The sequence below is a fragment of the Rickettsia argasii T170-B genome (assembly GCF_000965185.1).
Lineage (GTDB): Bacteria > Pseudomonadota > Alphaproteobacteria > Rickettsiales > Rickettsiaceae > Rickettsia > Rickettsia rickettsii.
In genome coordinates, this window is record NZ_LAOQ01000003.1 from 106,773 (window position 1) to 122,250 (window position 15,478).

Below are 15,478 nucleotides of genomic sequence, written 5' to 3' on the forward strand. Positions count from 1 at the left end.
ATATGCATTTTATTGATGAAGTTAAAATATATATAAAAGGTGGGAACGGTGGCAATGGTTGTGTTAGTTTCCATCGTGAGAAATTTATTGACAGAGGCGGACCGGACGGTGGTAATGGTGGACGTGGCGGTAGTGTTATTTTCAGGAGTAATCACCATCTTAATACGCTAGTAAATTATCGATATAAACAGCATTTTACCGCAGAAAACGGCGAAAACGGTAAAGATTCAAATAGAAGCGGTAAATCAGGAAAATCATTAGTTCTTGATGTTCCGATCGGTACTCAAATCTTTTCCGAGGATGGCAATATATTATTGTATGATTTCACTGTGGATGATCAAAGCTTTGGAATAATTAAAGGAGGAAGTGGCGGTCTTGGTAACAGCCGTTTCAAATCGTCGGTTAATCAAGCTCCAAGAAAGCGTACGGAAGGAGAAATTGCTGAAGAAATGTGGATTCATTTAAGTTTAAAACTTCTCTCTGATGTTGGGCTTGTGGGGCTTCCAAATGCCGGTAAATCTACTTTTTTATCCGTTGTAACGGCAGCCAAGCCTAAAATTGCCGATTATCCCTTTACTACTTTAGTGCCGAAGCTTGGAGTGGTATATGTTGATGACGAAGAGTTTGTCATAGCCGATATTCCTGGCTTAATTGAGGGGGCTCATCAAGGTCACGGACTTGGCGATAAATTCTTAAAGCATATAGAAAGATGTAATGTATTAATACATTTAATAGACGGCTCTAGTAATGATGTAGTTGCAGATTATAATACGGTACGTCTTGAGCTTGAATCATATTCCGATTATCTAAAAAATAAAATCGAAATCATATGTCTTAATAAATGCGATGTTCTCACAGATGAGGAAATACAGGAAAAAATAAATAAGTTGCAGAAAGTTACTAATAAAGAAGTTTTTCCTATCTCTACCCACACTAATGCTGGAGTAAATAAAATAGTTAAACTTGCTTTAGAGACTATAAAAAATCAGGAGTAATACTACTAGGTATTGCCTGCGTGGATACTGAGGATTGTCATTGCGAGGATTCCTGAGATTGCAACGCTTACTAACGTTCGCTCGCAATGACAATGAATAAGCTTTAAATTAAAGTAATACATTGCTCTTCTGCTTCTAGATATTTCTCTAGCTCTTCCTTAGTATATTTCTTTTCTTTAAGTTTTATTTCGTGATTAAATATATATTGTACAGCTTTATCTTCTAAGGCAGGACCTTTAAGTCCTTCAATTGCTCTAGGATTATTTTTATAAAAATCAAATATCATATTTTCCTGCCCAGGAAAATTACGTGCTTGTTGCATAATAACTTTTCTTAAATCATCAGGCTCTAATTGCAAATTTTTAGATTTTGCATATTCAGCAAGTAATAAGCCTATTCGCACACGGCGTAGGGCTAATTTATTATAATATGCTGTTATTTCTTGAGAGTATTTACCTTTCAATAATGATTCATCTTGTTCATTTTTATCGGTTTCGGACTTTAGAATATTTTTTTCTTGCTCTAATAAAGATTCCGGTACATCAAAATCTAACAATTTTTCTAACTTATCAAATAAGTTCATTTTCATTATAGTATTAATAGCTTCTTCCGACTCATTTTCTATTTGTTTAGTAAAATGTGTACGTAATTCTTCAAGGCTATTACTTTGGAATTTTTTAGCAAATTCGTCATCGATAACGGTAGGTTCTGCAGTATGTACTGCTTTAATTTGTACTACAAAACGAGCATCCTTACCTGCTAAATCTTTAGCATGGTAATTTTCAGGAAAAGTCACATTAACATCTACTTCGCTACCTGTTTTAGAACCTATTAATTGTTTCTCAAAACCGGGAATAAGTGCATTACTACCTATTATTACTTTAAAATCATTTAATTTACCGTCCTCAAAAGCTTTCTCCTTGATGTACCCGATTGCATCAATAGTAACCTGATCTCCGTCTTTTATTTTTGCTTTACTTTCTTTAGTATAATTTTTTGTTAATGCGGCAAGTTTTTCTAGTTGTTCTTCAACATCTTTAGAGTTTACTTCTAATTTTGGACGATCTAGTGAGATTTTTTTTAAATCCGGAATAGTAATTTTAGGTAATAGCTCTATTTTTACGGTAAATTCTAAAGCTTTATCGGATTCGTTTTGTAATTCTTCAATTTTGGGTCTACCGATTATATTTAGATTATACTCTTTAATAACGTGATTTACTGAATGGTTAATTCTTCTTTCTATTATATCATTCCTGACGTAAGTACCGTATTTTTTCTTAACAATTGAAACCGGTACTTTACCGGCTCTAAAACCTGCTATTTTAACTTTTTTGGTTAAATCAAGTAATTCTTTTTGAATATCGTCATCTATCTCACTTAAAGGAGTAGAAATTCTTGCATGAAAATCCAATCCTTCATTTTTTAATATGGTAATTCCCATTTTAATAATCCATTAATTCTGTATATAGTTTGCTAATCAAAATAAACTAAAGAGCTGCAATATGCAATAGTTTTTGTAAAATACCATTAGGATTAGGCATTGTTAACTTTGAGTTTCGCAGAACTCACCTTTGTTGGCATATAGTCGTCTATTTTTGCAATCACTAACTATTTCGCGTTAGCACTTAATAGCAATTGAGCCATTTCCATAGCATTAAGCTCCTGCTTCTTATAATTTTCAAGGGCTTTAATAATTTTGGATATATCAAATATCTTATCGGTATTATTAATATAATAATATTTAGCCCGATTTCCCTTTTTTATTGTATTAATGTTCGGTTCGATGTTTGATATAGTACGTAATAACCTTAATTTGTGTCTATAAATCATTATGATAATTTTTGTTCTGCTACTTTATTCTTAGTGCTAAGTAATCGTTTGTTGTTGCTTGTTTGTACTTTTCGTTTTGTTTCGTCAGGATAAGTATTAAAACAATCCATGTGGCTATTTGAGCATTACTAAATTCTTTCCCTGGATGAGTTTAAGGAACTCAATAACTGCATTTTTACGGTCAAATTTTTTATTATAATATACCTCATTATAATTAACCGCTCTATTAGTATTATTAACATAACAATATTTAGTCAAAAGCCCTTTTTTTATTATCTTAATGTTCGGTTCTATTTTTGGTATGGTTGTAGGTAATAGCTTCTTCATTTCATTTTTATACAAAATTATCGCTATTTCTTTTGTGTTACTCATCTTGTTAACGCTCATTAATAGCTTATCGTTACTTGTTTACAATTTTTGAGCAGCCTCTTGAGAGTACGTTTTAACTATCCATACGGCTATTTTAGAAGCAGTAAACTCTTTGCCGGCATGAGTTTTAAGAGTTTAATAATTGCAGTTTTGCGGTCAAAAAAAGACATATTCGGTAATTATATTAAGTTAAAATTCATATTACTTATATTTTTTAGACATTGCTAAATTAAAGATGGATATTGTCATGAGCTAAGCAATTAGTCGTAGTCGATTTTGTAGAAGTACTTTTTTCTTTTTTGTTATTGCTCGTTTGTTCTTTATCTGAATTAACTTTAAAAGCTCAATAATTACAGCTTTGTATTGAAATTTTGCAGAAAAAATAAATTATAAATTCTTCAAAGTAAACAAATTAATTATATAGAAATAAAAAATTAATATTATAGTGGTATAAAAATACAACTATTTTTTAAATTATATAAAGATAAGGTATTTATGGGGTAACCTTTTATTTTTTAAAAAGAATTTAAAGGGTTATATCTTACTTTTTTTAGAGTATATTGCAATAAACTAGATGATTTAGGAGCAAAAGCAAGTAAATAAATTGGGTATAAGATTTGTGGCGTTGTTAACCAAAGATATATATCGTTATGAGCTAAATAACTGAAAGTGTTGTTGCGTGGAGGCCAAATCGTCATTGCGAGGCGCGAAGCGACGTGGCAATCCAGTAAAAAATTCTGTAAATCAGAATTTTTTACTGGATTGCTTCATCGAATTACTACGTAATTCTTCTCGCAATGACGGAAAACCGATCCACGCAACAATGCCACGCAGGAATGACATTAAGAGCATTTTTTATTAGACTGCTTCGTCAATTACTGCGTAATTTTCCTCACAATGGCGTTAAGCAATAAGATTTAAGCGTACTTCTTCGTTCAGTTCTTTAGCAGAAGATAATTCTATATCAAGTGCGGCAAATATCTGCACTAAAGCTACAGATAAATCATTGATCATTTTGTCGGTATGGGCAGGGGTTGGGATGATTCGGAGGCGTTCCGTACCTCTCGGTACGGTTGGAAAATTGATATGTTGAACGTAAATACCGTATTCATTAAGGAGCATATTTGAGGCTTTTGCCGTTTTAATCGGATCACCAATAATTATCGGCACTATATGACTTTCATTTTTCAAATAAGGTATATTAAAACGTTCAAAAGAATTTTTAAGTTTTGTAACTACTTCTTGATGTTTTATTCGTTCTTCATTCGATTCTTTAAGATGTCTAATACTATGCGTTGCAGCGGTAGAAATTACCGGCGGCAATGAAGTAGTGAAAATAAACCCTGGAGCGGTTAGTCTTATAGCGTCGACTAAATTATGGTTGCTAGTGATATAACCGCCGATAGTACCATATGCTTTGGCAAGCGTCCCTTGAATAATATCGATTTGATCACTACAATTAAGAAGATCGGCAATACCGCCACCCTGTTTACCGTATAAACCGACCGTATGAACTTCATCGATAAAGGTTAAAGCATTATATTTTTTGGCTAAGTTGATTATATCTTTGATAGGTGAGAAAAAACCGTCCATAGAGTAAGCCGATTCAAAAACAACAATTTTAGGTCTATTAATATCGACTGATTGTAAAAGCTCTTCTAGATGCTTAACGTCTAAATGTCTATATATATATTTCTCGGCTCTTGAACTTGTAATCCCTGTAATTATTGATGCGTGATTTAGCTCATCGGAGAAAAATACTATATCCGGCATGATTTTAGCAAGACTTGCAAGCGTTGTATCATTTGCAACAAAACCGGATGTAAAAACTAAAGCTGCTTGCTTTTTGTGTAAATTTGCAAGTTCTTTTTCAAGTTCAAGAATGGCTATATTATTACCGCCGATATTGCGAGTTCCACCTGATCCAACACCGTATTTTAGCAAGGCATCTATAGAAGCGTGCATTACTTTTGCATGTTTACTCATACCCAAATAGTCATTAATGCACCACATAACTATTTGTTTATTAGCGTGTTCTGCAAAAGGAAAATTATCGGCTTGTCTTTTTAAGGCCTTAAATTCTCGATATCTTCCTTCGCTTTTGATCTTATCTATATGTTTGCTAAATATAATATCGTAATAAGACATTTTCTCGATGTCATTCCCGCGTAGGCGGGAATCCATTTTATTAATTATAAAATTCTATAATCAGATATTTTGAATGTTCTTTCTGGATTCCCGCCTACGCAGGAATGACATTGAACAGAACAATACTTCCAAACTCACGTTTGCAACTATTCTACATTAAAATTAAAAAAGTTTAAAGTTATAATATGGCTTTTTGTACAATATCGTTTAATCTCTTTGAAAATGCACCTGTATCAGCAACCGGTTCACCCTCTAAAATACAGGCTTGATCAAATATTAGATTAACCAATTCTTCATTATTTTTATTATTTGCTTTTAAGTCGTTAAAGATTTTCTCTATGATTTTATTTTTAGGGTTTAACTCTAGATTTTTAGCTGAGGCATTAGCTATTTGTTTCTGTTCAATCAAAAATCTCTCCATACGAATATCCATAGCAGCGTCGCTAACGGCAAGACAAGCAGGACTTGAAGTAAGTTTTTTAGAGATCTTAACTTCTTTTACCAACTCCCCTAGTGTCTCTTTAAAATAATCTGTTAGCAATTTATATTCATCATCGGATTTTTTACTATCTGTGTTTTTCTCCTCAGATTGTGAAGTAGTTTGCTCTACATCGATATCGCTTCTTGTCGCTGATTTAATAGCATGTTCTTTATATTTGCTATTAACATTTACCCAAAAATCATCCACTGTATCGGTAAAAAGTAATACATCGATTTTTTTACTTAACAACCCTTCGATTTGTGGGCTTGAAAGTAATTTATCGGGGTTATCACCGCTTAAATAATATATAGTACTCTGCCCTTCTTTAAAATTCGCTATATATTCGTCAAGGCTGATCATTTTATTATGCAAGGCACTTCTGAATATGCATACCTCTAATAATTTTTCATGGTTGGTAGTAGCCTCACATAAACCCTCTTTTAAAGCACCGCCGAAATTAGCCCAAAACTTATTATATTCTTCAGGTGATTCCTCTTTCTTTTTTCTAAGCTCGCCAAGCACTCTTTTTGTAATAGCGTTTTTGATTTTCTCAAGCACGCTATTATGCTGCAGTGATTCACGGCTAATATTTAGTGGTAAATCTTCTGAATCAACCACGCCTCGTAAAAATCTTAAATATGACGGGATTAAATCTATATTCTCATCAGATATAAATACTCTTTTTATATATAATTTTACTCGCCTTTTGCGATCAGGGTGGAATAAATCAAATGTTTTGCTTGATGGAATGAAAAGTAGGTTAGTAAATTCTATAGCTCCCTCGTTTTTATTATGCATAGTTATCCAAGGGGCATCAATGGCATAAGATAGGCTTTTGTAGAATTCTTTATATTGTTCTTCCGTAATTTCCGATTTCGGTCTTGTCCATAATGCAGAAGCTGAATTAAGCTGGATTTCATTATTACCAGCTTCATCAAAGAAATATATCGGTACTGCTATGTGATCGGAATAGCTTTTAACGATGTGTTTTAATCTAAAATGATCAAGGAATGTATCTTCTTCCTTTTTGATATGTAAAACGATTTCCGTGCCTCTTGTGAACTCTTTATCTGAATTTGAGACAGTGTATTCACCAAGCCCGTCTGATTCCCAAATATGGACTTTATCTTCCCCAGCTTTTCTTGAGGTTACAGTCACTTTATCGGCTACCATAAAGCTTGAATAAAATCCAACACCAAATTGACCGATTAGCATATTGTCTTTTTTAGAATCACCGGATAGGCTTTTAAGAAAATTTGCCGTACCCGATCTTGCAATAGTACCGAGATTTTCAATTAAATCGTCTTTATTCATGCCGATGCCGTTATCACGGATAATGATTTGTCCGTTATCTTTATCGACTTTAACTGTAATTTTAAAATTGCTATCGCCAGCTACTAATGCACTATTACTTTGAGATAAATAACGTAATTTATCACAAGCATCCGAAGCATTGGAAATTAACTCCCTCATAAAAATCTCTTTATTACTATAAAGAGAGTGAATCATTAAATTTAAAATCTTGCCAACCTCGGCATCAAATTTCTTTTTTTCTTGTATCATAATTATTCTAGTTAATAAATTATTTTTTCGTCATATGACTGCTTATGTCATTCCTGCGAAAGCAGGAATCTAGAAAATAATAAATATAAACTGGATTCCCGCCTATACGGGAATGACATTGGAAGTCTAGCAACAACTGCACCTTATTTAATATAGGAATTAATAATCAAATTTAAATAGTCTTCATTAATATTTTTTATCAATATCGTTTTTAAGCTATGAGTATGACCTTTAATAATTTCGATATTACTACGTGATAATTTCCATTCTTTTGCTAAATAATTTATGATTTCTTCATTCGCTTTACCTTGTTCGGTATTGCTTTTATAGATAATTTTAGATATGGGATATTATTAATAATTACAAAATTGCTAATTAGATTTTGTTTAGAATTAGGCTTTACTTTAAAACTAAGTAAAGCCTGATGTGAAGAAGAATTGTAATTGTAGAATTTATCCATGAATATTTTTTATCATATTTGCTTATTATTTTTAATAAAAAAAGAATCCTTGAAAAACTTTGCTTAAACTGATATAATGTTTACCACAAATGTTTAGCACCCTTAGCTCAGCTGGATAGAGCAACAGATTTCTAATCTGTGGGTCAGAGGTTCGAATCCTTTAGGGTGCGCCATTCTGCATTTCTCGGTATTTCTACAAACGTATCAAATCGCAGATGCAGCATAAAATCAAGCTTTTGACCGTTTAGCTGAATATTAATTGTCTTTCACCAAGTCTCTAAACTAAGCAGCTTTTCTCTTTCTTCTAAATAGTAAATTTATCACCTTATAAAACGAAATATAAAAATATTTCTCAAGTTTATTAATTAAAGCTTTAATTTCTTTTGTGTTAACGAATATTTAATAATCATGATTAGTTATATCACAAGTATCGCTCCATATGTAGACATAAATATGCAAATTTGCTTAATGGAGCTAATAATGGATTAAAAGAAGAAATGATTATTAATACCCTAACAGAACTATCATCAGACCATTCTGGTGTAATGCTTAATTTAAAACCGAGTAATAACGAAAAAGAGTTTAAAAAAATTAGAAAAGATTATTAATACTTATGAAAAAGGGAAGGCAAATCCTGAAATCAAAAAAGAATTAGAGAATCTAGATATATGGTGCACAAAAACAGCTAAAAAAGATAATTTGCATGTTTTTAAAAATATTGGACAAGTTATAAAACATAGTTTTAAAGCTTTGGCTAACATAGGAAATAAAGAAGCTTTCAAAAAAGAACAGAAAGAAGTAGGTATTTATAAGGATGCTATAACACATGCTAAAAATACTAAACAAACACTAGAACGCATAAGGGCTACTTTAACAAAAATAAATCTCCCCTTCTTCATTTCTTATTACTACTCCTAAGAATATATCGCAAAAAAGCAAGCGAGGATCTGTAGAAAGATAAATAATAATTACTCGAAGCTGGTAAATGTATCGATAATCGTTCACTAGGGTATGCCATTAACCGAAAACCAACAAGCCGCCTTAATCTCGTTTATTTTCAACTGCGGGGCTGGGGCATTTCAAGCATCAACATTGCGGCAAAAGCTAAACCGAGGTGAATATGCAAACGCTGCTAACGAGTTACTGCGATGGATGTGTGCTAAAGGCGGTCTTAAGCTGCAAGGCTTAGTGAAATGTCGGCAACATTATAGATTATAATTATTACTAATTATTAAAACTTCTGATTATTTCCTGTAATTCTCTAATAATACGCAATTTTATAATTTTTGCTGAGTGTCTTAAACTAAGAGATATTACAGGAAACCTGCTATAAATATTTATCAATTAAGCAGACATCACCGGAGAAGGAGCAAAAGATTTTGTCGGATAATTTCCATTTGCTTTCTCCAATTTTGCAAAATGAAATATACCAAATCCAATACTTGTTGGAATCATAATAATTAATACTCCCCAGTTTCCAAAGGTTTTTATTAAATGAGGAAAATCAAAAGAGCTAATAACATACATACAAGCAGCTGATACAGCATATGTAAGGAAGTAAAGTGTTTAAAGATTGGAAAATGTCTAAAACAATTTGGTACAGCCGGCATAACATTAAGGGCAAAAGCCATGATAAGTGCTTGAATATAAATTAATAATATTTCCTAATACCTAATTACAAATCAGAGGAATATCTAATATATTAGACCAAACTTTATCCCAACCTTTTGCATGAGAAATATTAGGCAAAGTTTGCTTTTTTACACACGGTGAGTTACTTGTTTTTAAGTAAAGTGCTGCTATGAAAGGTGGGACTCTTTTGTCATCCATACCGGAGAGATGTAATTGAGGGATATTATTAACCTGTTTTGCATAATTTATCGGGTTTAAGGATTTAACTAAGTAACCACGATAATTATGATATTTATCAAACTTTTTAGTATCTAAATTACCGGCAATCGTTATAATATCTTTAACATTACTATTTTGAGCGGCAATTAATATTGTAAGCCCGCCGCCACCGGAGAAGCCGACTAAGCTAAATTTTTGTCCGTTATTGATAATATTTATGACATTGTTAATTGAATCTACGACTTCCTGCCCCATTCTTTTATCTAACCAATAATCGCTAATGCATTTTGAGTTCATTTCTAAAGGAGTATATTGGCAAGGTCTTGCTATATAGACAATATTCGGTCTTTTATCCATTGTAGCAAGCTTTAAGAGCATAGGATTAACGGGAGTAGGGTTGTCGGAATTAGCAGATCCATCCGTAAGATGTCCATCTCCCTCAATATAGAATACAAAAGGTAGGTTACGGTCGGTAATACGCTGATAAGTCGTAAGAGTAAAATCACCACCGTTTACTAGCCTCATCTGAAAGTTATTTTGAGTTGCTATATATTGCGAATGCTTCACCCTGCTAGCTACATCATGAGTAGTAGAACACCCTGAAAGAAATATTGATTAAAAATATTATTGCCCAAATAAAATTTTTCATAACAATTTTGATTAAAACGGTATTTCGTCGTCTAAGTCGCTATGGTCAAAGGAATGATTTTTAGTTTCAGGATGTTTATATTCGCTATGCCCTGAATCTTGAGTATGATTATTAGAGTTTTTACTATCTAATAATATTAATTGTGAATTAAAGTTTTGTAACACAACTTCTGTGGTATATTTTTCTTGACCTGAGTTATCATTCCACTTACGGGTTTGCAATGAACCTTCAATATATAATTTGCTACCTTTTGTGACATAGCGTTCTACAACAGATACTAACCCTTCACTAAATATCACTACTCTATGCCATTCAGTTCGTTCTTTTCGTTCGCTGGTAATGCGATCTTTCCAAGTTTCGGTTGTTGCTAAGGAAAGATTAATGATTTTTTTCCCTTCGCCCGTAGTTCTCATTTCCGGATCACGCCCTACATTACCTATTAATATTACTTTATTTAAACTACCTGCCATAGATTACTACCTACTTTAAAATATTATTATTGCAATAATAAAATAAAAGGGCCTATAATACTACAGGTTTTTTAAAAAATATCTCAAAATTTTTATAGTGAAGTGATTATGAACCAAGAATATATTAAGGTACGCGGTGCTAAAGAGCATAATCTAAAAAATATAAATGTTAATATTCCAAGGAATAAATTTGTTGTTATCACCGGTCTTAGCGGTTCAGGCAAGTCTTCTTTAGCGTTTGATACTATTTATGCAGAAGGTCAAAGGCGATATGTTGAAAGTTTATCTTCATATGCAAGGCAATTCTTACATTTACAAAATAAACCTAATGTAGAATCTATTTCCGGATTATCGCCTGCTATTGCAATTGACCAAAAAACTACTTCCAAAAATCCACGTTCTACGGTTGGAACTATAACGGAAATTTACGATTATCTTAGGTTATTATATGCAAGGGTGGGTATTCCTTACTCTCCGGCAACCGGTCTTCCGATACATAGCCAAACAGTTTCCGAGATGGTAGATATAATTAATGAACTACCTAAGGGTACGCAAATATATTTACTCGCTCCTATTGTTAGAGGACATAAGGGAGAGTTCAAGCGTGAAATTATGAATTTGAAAAAGCAAGGCTTTCAGAAATTAATAGTTAACGGGGAAGTTTGTGAAATTGATGATTTACCGAAACTTGATAAAAATAAGAAGCATAATATAGAAGTGATCGTTGATAGAATAGTTCTAGACGAAAGTTTAGGTAATAGACTTGCAGATAGCTTAGAGAGTTCATTAAATCTTGCCGAGGGTATTACTTATTTGGAAATTGTAGAATTACCGCCGGCAGTTAAGAGCGAGTTTGAAAAAAATCAGCGTATTACTTTTTCCGAGCAATATTCTTGTCCGGTATCGGGTTTTCAGCTTACTGAAATAGAGCCTCGAATCTTTTCTTTTAATAGCCCTTTTGGAGCATGTCCTAAATGTGAAGGGATAGGTAAGGAGTTTTTCTTTGATAGAGATTTAATAGTTCCGGATCAAAGAATTGCTATTAAAGACGGTGCAATAGTGCCTTGGGGTAGTACAGCTTCTAAATTTATCCTAGAGACATTAAAGGCTCTTGCCAATCATTATAAATTTTCTATTGAAGTACCTTTTGTAAGTTTATCACAAAATGTTAAGGATATTTTATTTGAAGGTTCAGGAGAGGAGGCAATAAAGTTTGAATTTCACGATGGTTCTAAAACGCAAATAATAAAACAACCTTTTGCCGGTATAATACCAAGTTTGCAAGAAAAGGACCGTACTATAGAATCGGTTTTAATTAAAGAAGAACTAGCTAAATTTAAGTCAGAGCATAAATGTACTGCTTGTTCAGGGTTTAGATTAAAAGACGAAGCATTATGCGTTAAAATAGCAAATTTTCATATAGGCGAAGTAGCAGGTATGAGTATTGCAGACTTGCAAAAATGGTTTAGTCACTTAGAAGAAAAATTAAATAAAAAGCAATTATTTATTGCTGAGCGTATACTCAAAGAAATTACCGAGAGATTAAAATTTCTTATGAATGTCGGGCTTGATTATCTAACGTTATCACGAGAAGCAGGTACTTTATCGGGGGGGGAAAGTCAACGTATTCGTCTTGCATCTCAAATAGGTTCAGGACTGAGCGGTGTTTTATATGTACTTGATGAGCCGTCTATTGGTCTTCATCAACGAGATAATACAAGATTAATTGAGACACTAAAAAGGCTTAGAGATTTGGGTAATACCGTTTTGGTAGTCGAGCATGATGAAGAAACAATATATGAAGCAGACCATATTATTGATATAGGACCGGGAGCCGGTATTCACGGCGGTCGTGTTATTGCGGAAGGAAATGCTGAAGAAATAAAGAATTTTGAAGAAAGTATCACAGGTAGGTATCTAAGCGGTCGTCAAACAATCAAAGTGCCGTCTGAAACAAGAGTAGGGCATGATCATAGGGCAATTGAATTACTTGGGGCGGTTTCCAACAATTTAGATAATGTTGATATCAAAATTCCGCTTGGTACTTTTACCGCTATAACGGGAGTATCGGGAAGCGGTAAATCAAGTTTGATGATTCATACTCTATATAAAGCGGCTCTAAAGCATTTAGAGCCAACTAGCAAAGTATTTCCCGGCAAATATAGAGAGTTAAAAGGACTTGAATATATTGATAAAATTATCGATATTAATCAATCTCCGATAGGTAGAACTCCTCGTTCAAACCCTGCGACTTATACAGGTGCCTTTACCCATATTAGGGATTGGTTTGTGGAATTACCTGAATCAAAAGCTAGAGGGTATAAAGTAGGCAGATTTTCGTTTAACGTTAAAGGCGGTAGATGTGAAGCATGCCAAGGTGACGGGCTAATAAAAATAGAGATGCATTTCCTACCTGACGTATATGTAAAGTGTGATATTTGTAATGGTCACAGATATAATAGAGAAACGCTTGAAATAAAATATAAAGGTAAATCTATTGCCGATATTTTGATGATGACTGTAGAAGATGCGATGCAGTTTTTTGAAAAAATACCGTTAATCTATGAAAAATTAATTACCTTAAATGAAGTGGGTCTAGGCTATATTAAAATCGGTCAGTCTGCTACTACTCTTTCAGGTGGTGAAGCACAACGCGTTAAGCTTGCTAAAGAATTATCAAGACGTTCAACCGGTAAAACGCTTTATATACTTGATGAACCGACTACGGGATTACATATCGACGATATCAATAAATTGTTAAAAGTGTTACATAAACTTGTTGATATGGGAAATACTGTTTTAGTTATCGAGCATAATTTAGATGTTATAAAAACTGCAGATTATATTATTGACGTCGGTCCTGAAGGTGGCGACAAAGGCGGTAAGATAGTTGTATGTGGCACCCCTGACGACATCGCTGCCTGTGAGGAAAGCCATACCGGTAGATATTTAAAGCAATATTTGGTGTGATCTAATATAAATAGCAAGTTACTCTATATAATTTGCTATTTGATGTATTTCTAAATTATCCTTAACACTCATCCCTTGATTTCGTTAAGAAAAATTAATCTAATCCTTGCTATTTTCTAAAAAATTATCATATTTTATGGTTATTACCATGTTTTATGGTTTTCTGTAGAATAATTATAAAAGAAGAAATTAATTTAGAAAAGGCCATAACAACCTTAGAAGAAAATGCTAAAAGTAATACCATGACTTTGAAAAAAGCTGGAATAAACCAAGACGATGCTGAAATATTATTGGCAAATATTCATTTATTATATAAAGAGGGTTTTAATAAAAAGTCTGTTTTTGAAAAAATACATAAGCAATATTTAAGTACAAATACACGCCTTAAAAAAATCTTATTAGTAAAGAACTATGTAAGGAAGTATTGCCATATTGTCGAAAATTGCTAACTTATATACGGAGAATGGCGGTTTAAATTCTTTAGAAATGGCTAAAAAATTATCTACTTACTTTGGAAATTTAAACGATATAAAAAGTTACTTAAAAACTGTTAATTATGATACAAAAGCAACAATAGAATTGAGTTTTCAATTTAATTTACCACAAACATTGTCTTCCCAAACATTAGAATTTTTTCAAATTTTAAATAAATCTGGAAGAGACTCATTATATATTTTCAGTAATGCACACTTACTGGAAAAAACTGAAAAATTTCAAAAAATTCTTAAAGAAAATAAATTAAATGATTTTCAGCGGATAACTAAAAATGATTTAAATAATTAGTAAATCAAGTAACTGAAATAGTAATTAAAGAATCTTATAAGTACAACGAAGAAGAATTATCAGAAGAAAATAAATTACATGCAAAAAATTTAGCTAATTTTTCTTTAAAAGGAAAACTAGATAATAATAGTTTTCAAAAAGCATTGAACTTTATAAAAGAATATTATGGTAAATTTAGTAATTCTTGCCAATCTATAGGACATGATTCCGAAAGATGTATTTTAGACGGTATGAGTAAAGCAAATGCCGGTTTTTATATAATTACGGATGATAAAGGAAATATAAGAGCTCAGTCATATGCTTGGCTTGCTGGAGAGGGAAAAAAGAATGAAGAAGCCACTTCTATGGTACTAGATTCATTTGAGCATTTAGGGAAAGAAGATAAATTATTATTTGTACCTATAATAAATAAATTGAGAGAAGCATTACAAAAACAAGCATTAAATTTATATGTAGGATGTGGCGGAAAAACTCCTAAACTTGATATAAACACTATACATCCAAAACCAATGGAGCAAGATTTTATATATGGCGATGCAACAAATGTTTATCCTATTACAAGAGAAGTACCAACAATAGAATTAAACTTAGGAAAAAATGCAAATGCTAATAACCAGGTTAATCAATATTCTACTATTGAAGAGCTAAAAACTGATAGTAAATTACTACAACAAATTATAATAAGTAAGCAAATTAACCGAGATTTAACAGAAGAGGAAATATCTTTGCTTAACATAGGTTTTACTTTTGCACAAATTTCGAATATAGAAAACGATAAACAAGAATTCTTTGTTGAAAATGACGATAATATAAAAAGTTTGACTGACGCCGGTGTTAGTGTGAAAGAATTACTTGCAATGGAACCAAGTCAGCAGAAACTCTTTATTGAAAATAGTTATAAGGTAAAAA

General features: G+C 32.3%; 12 protein-coding genes, 1 tRNA gene and 5 pseudogenes. 9 read left to right on the forward strand and 9 right to left on the reverse strand.

Features of this window, described 5'->3' with window-relative positions:
* Positions 1-2: 2 nt before the first annotated feature.
* The gene (obgE, locus tag RAT170B_RS04385; protein WP_045805760.1) at positions 3-995 is read left to right on the forward strand and encodes a GTPase ObgE; all 993 of its coding nucleotides are present in this window, start codon (positions 3-5) and stop codon (positions 993-995) included.
* 103 nt (positions 996-1,098) lie between these two features.
* On the opposite strand, the gene tig is transcribed toward obgE, so the two are convergent.
* From tig to RAT170B_RS08770, 6 genes and pseudogenes are all read right to left on the reverse strand, one after another.
* Complete coding sequence (gene tig / locus RAT170B_RS04390; protein ID WP_045805699.1) at positions 1,099-2,436, reverse strand: trigger factor; 1,338 nt, start codon at positions 2,434-2,436, stop codon at positions 1,099-1,101.
* A gap of 167 nt (positions 2,437-2,603) precedes the next feature.
* Positions 2,604-2,825, reverse strand: a complete 222-nt coding sequence (locus RAT170B_RS12145; protein WP_041404354.1) for a hypothetical protein — start codon at positions 2,823-2,825, stop codon at positions 2,604-2,606.
* A 19-nt stretch (positions 2,826-2,844) separates the two neighbouring features.
* A pseudogene (locus RAT170B_RS10485) lies at positions 2,845-3,152 on the reverse strand (hypothetical protein).
* Positions 3,153-4,097: 945 nt separating this feature from the next.
* The gene (hemA, locus tag RAT170B_RS04405) at positions 4,098-5,342 is read right to left on the reverse strand and encodes a 5-aminolevulinate synthase (protein WP_045805700.1); all 1,245 of its coding nucleotides are present in this window, start codon (positions 5,340-5,342) and stop codon (positions 4,098-4,100) included.
* A 178-nt stretch (positions 5,343-5,520) separates the two neighbouring features.
* The gene (htpG, locus tag RAT170B_RS04410) at positions 5,521-7,386 is read right to left on the reverse strand and encodes a molecular chaperone HtpG (RefSeq protein ID WP_014121142.1); all 1,866 of its coding nucleotides are present in this window, start codon (positions 7,384-7,386) and stop codon (positions 5,521-5,523) included.
* 143 nt (positions 7,387-7,529) lie between these two features.
* Positions 7,530-7,846: pseudogene (locus RAT170B_RS08770) on the reverse strand (DUF167 domain-containing protein).
* Positions 7,847-7,942: 96 nt separating this feature from the next.
* Between RAT170B_RS08770 and RAT170B_RS04415 the strand changes: the two are divergent.
* The 4 genes from RAT170B_RS04415 to RAT170B_RS04425 all read left to right on the forward strand — a co-directional run bounded on the left by RAT170B_RS04415 (position 7,943) and on the right by RAT170B_RS04425 (position 9,064).
* A tRNA-Arg gene (locus tag RAT170B_RS04415) sits at positions 7,943-8,019 on the forward strand.
* A gap of 288 nt (positions 8,020-8,307) precedes the next feature.
* Positions 8,308-8,454, forward strand: a complete 147-nt coding sequence (locus RAT170B_RS11520) for a hypothetical protein (protein WP_261368704.1) — start codon at positions 8,308-8,310, stop codon at positions 8,452-8,454.
* Between the two features lie 91 nt (positions 8,455-8,545).
* A complete protein-coding gene (locus RAT170B_RS11525) occupies positions 8,546-8,764 on the forward strand; it encodes a hypothetical protein (protein ID WP_261368705.1) in 219 nt (72 codons plus the stop codon).
* Positions 8,765-8,857: 93 nt separating this feature from the next.
* Positions 8,858-9,064 (forward strand): lysozyme, encoded by a 207-nt coding sequence (locus RAT170B_RS04425; protein ID WP_014014874.1) that lies wholly within the window; start codon positions 8,858-8,860, stop codon positions 9,062-9,064.
* 126 nt (positions 9,065-9,190) lie between these two features.
* Here RAT170B_RS04425 and RAT170B_RS11530 read toward each other — a convergent pair.
* The 3 genes and pseudogenes from RAT170B_RS11530 to RAT170B_RS04440 all read right to left on the reverse strand — a co-directional run bounded on the left by RAT170B_RS11530 (position 9,191) and on the right by RAT170B_RS04440 (position 10,816).
* A pseudogene (locus RAT170B_RS11530) lies at positions 9,191-9,477 on the reverse strand (hypothetical protein).
* A gap of 40 nt (positions 9,478-9,517) precedes the next feature.
* Positions 9,518-10,346, reverse strand: a pseudogene (locus RAT170B_RS04435) (alpha/beta hydrolase family protein).
* An 11-nt stretch (positions 10,347-10,357) separates the two neighbouring features.
* Positions 10,358-10,816: a single-stranded DNA-binding protein gene (locus tag RAT170B_RS04440; protein ID WP_014014871.1), complete on the reverse strand. Its 459-nt coding sequence runs from the start codon at positions 10,814-10,816 to the stop codon at positions 10,358-10,360.
* A gap of 108 nt (positions 10,817-10,924) precedes the next feature.
* Between RAT170B_RS04440 and uvrA the strand changes: the two genes are divergently transcribed.
* From uvrA to RAT170B_RS11535, 4 genes and pseudogenes are all read left to right on the forward strand, one after another.
* Positions 10,925-13,786: an excinuclease ABC subunit UvrA gene (uvrA, locus tag RAT170B_RS04445; RefSeq protein ID WP_045805702.1), complete on the forward strand. Its 2,862-nt coding sequence runs from the start codon at positions 10,925-10,927 to the stop codon at positions 13,784-13,786.
* Positions 13,787-13,941: 155 nt separating this feature from the next.
* Positions 13,942-14,235: a hypothetical protein gene (locus RAT170B_RS04450; RefSeq protein ID WP_014014869.1), complete on the forward strand. Its 294-nt coding sequence runs from the start codon at positions 13,942-13,944 to the stop codon at positions 14,233-14,235.
* Positions 14,219-14,569, forward strand: a complete 351-nt coding sequence (locus tag RAT170B_RS04455; protein ID WP_045805703.1) for a hypothetical protein — start codon at positions 14,219-14,221, stop codon at positions 14,567-14,569. Before RAT170B_RS04450 ends, RAT170B_RS04455 begins: the two co-directional genes overlap by 17 nt.
* Positions 14,570-14,712: 143 nt before the next feature.
* Positions 14,713-14,916: pseudogene (locus tag RAT170B_RS11535) on the forward strand (hypothetical protein); the annotation flags it as partial.
* Between the last annotated feature and the right edge of the window lie 562 nt (positions 14,917-15,478).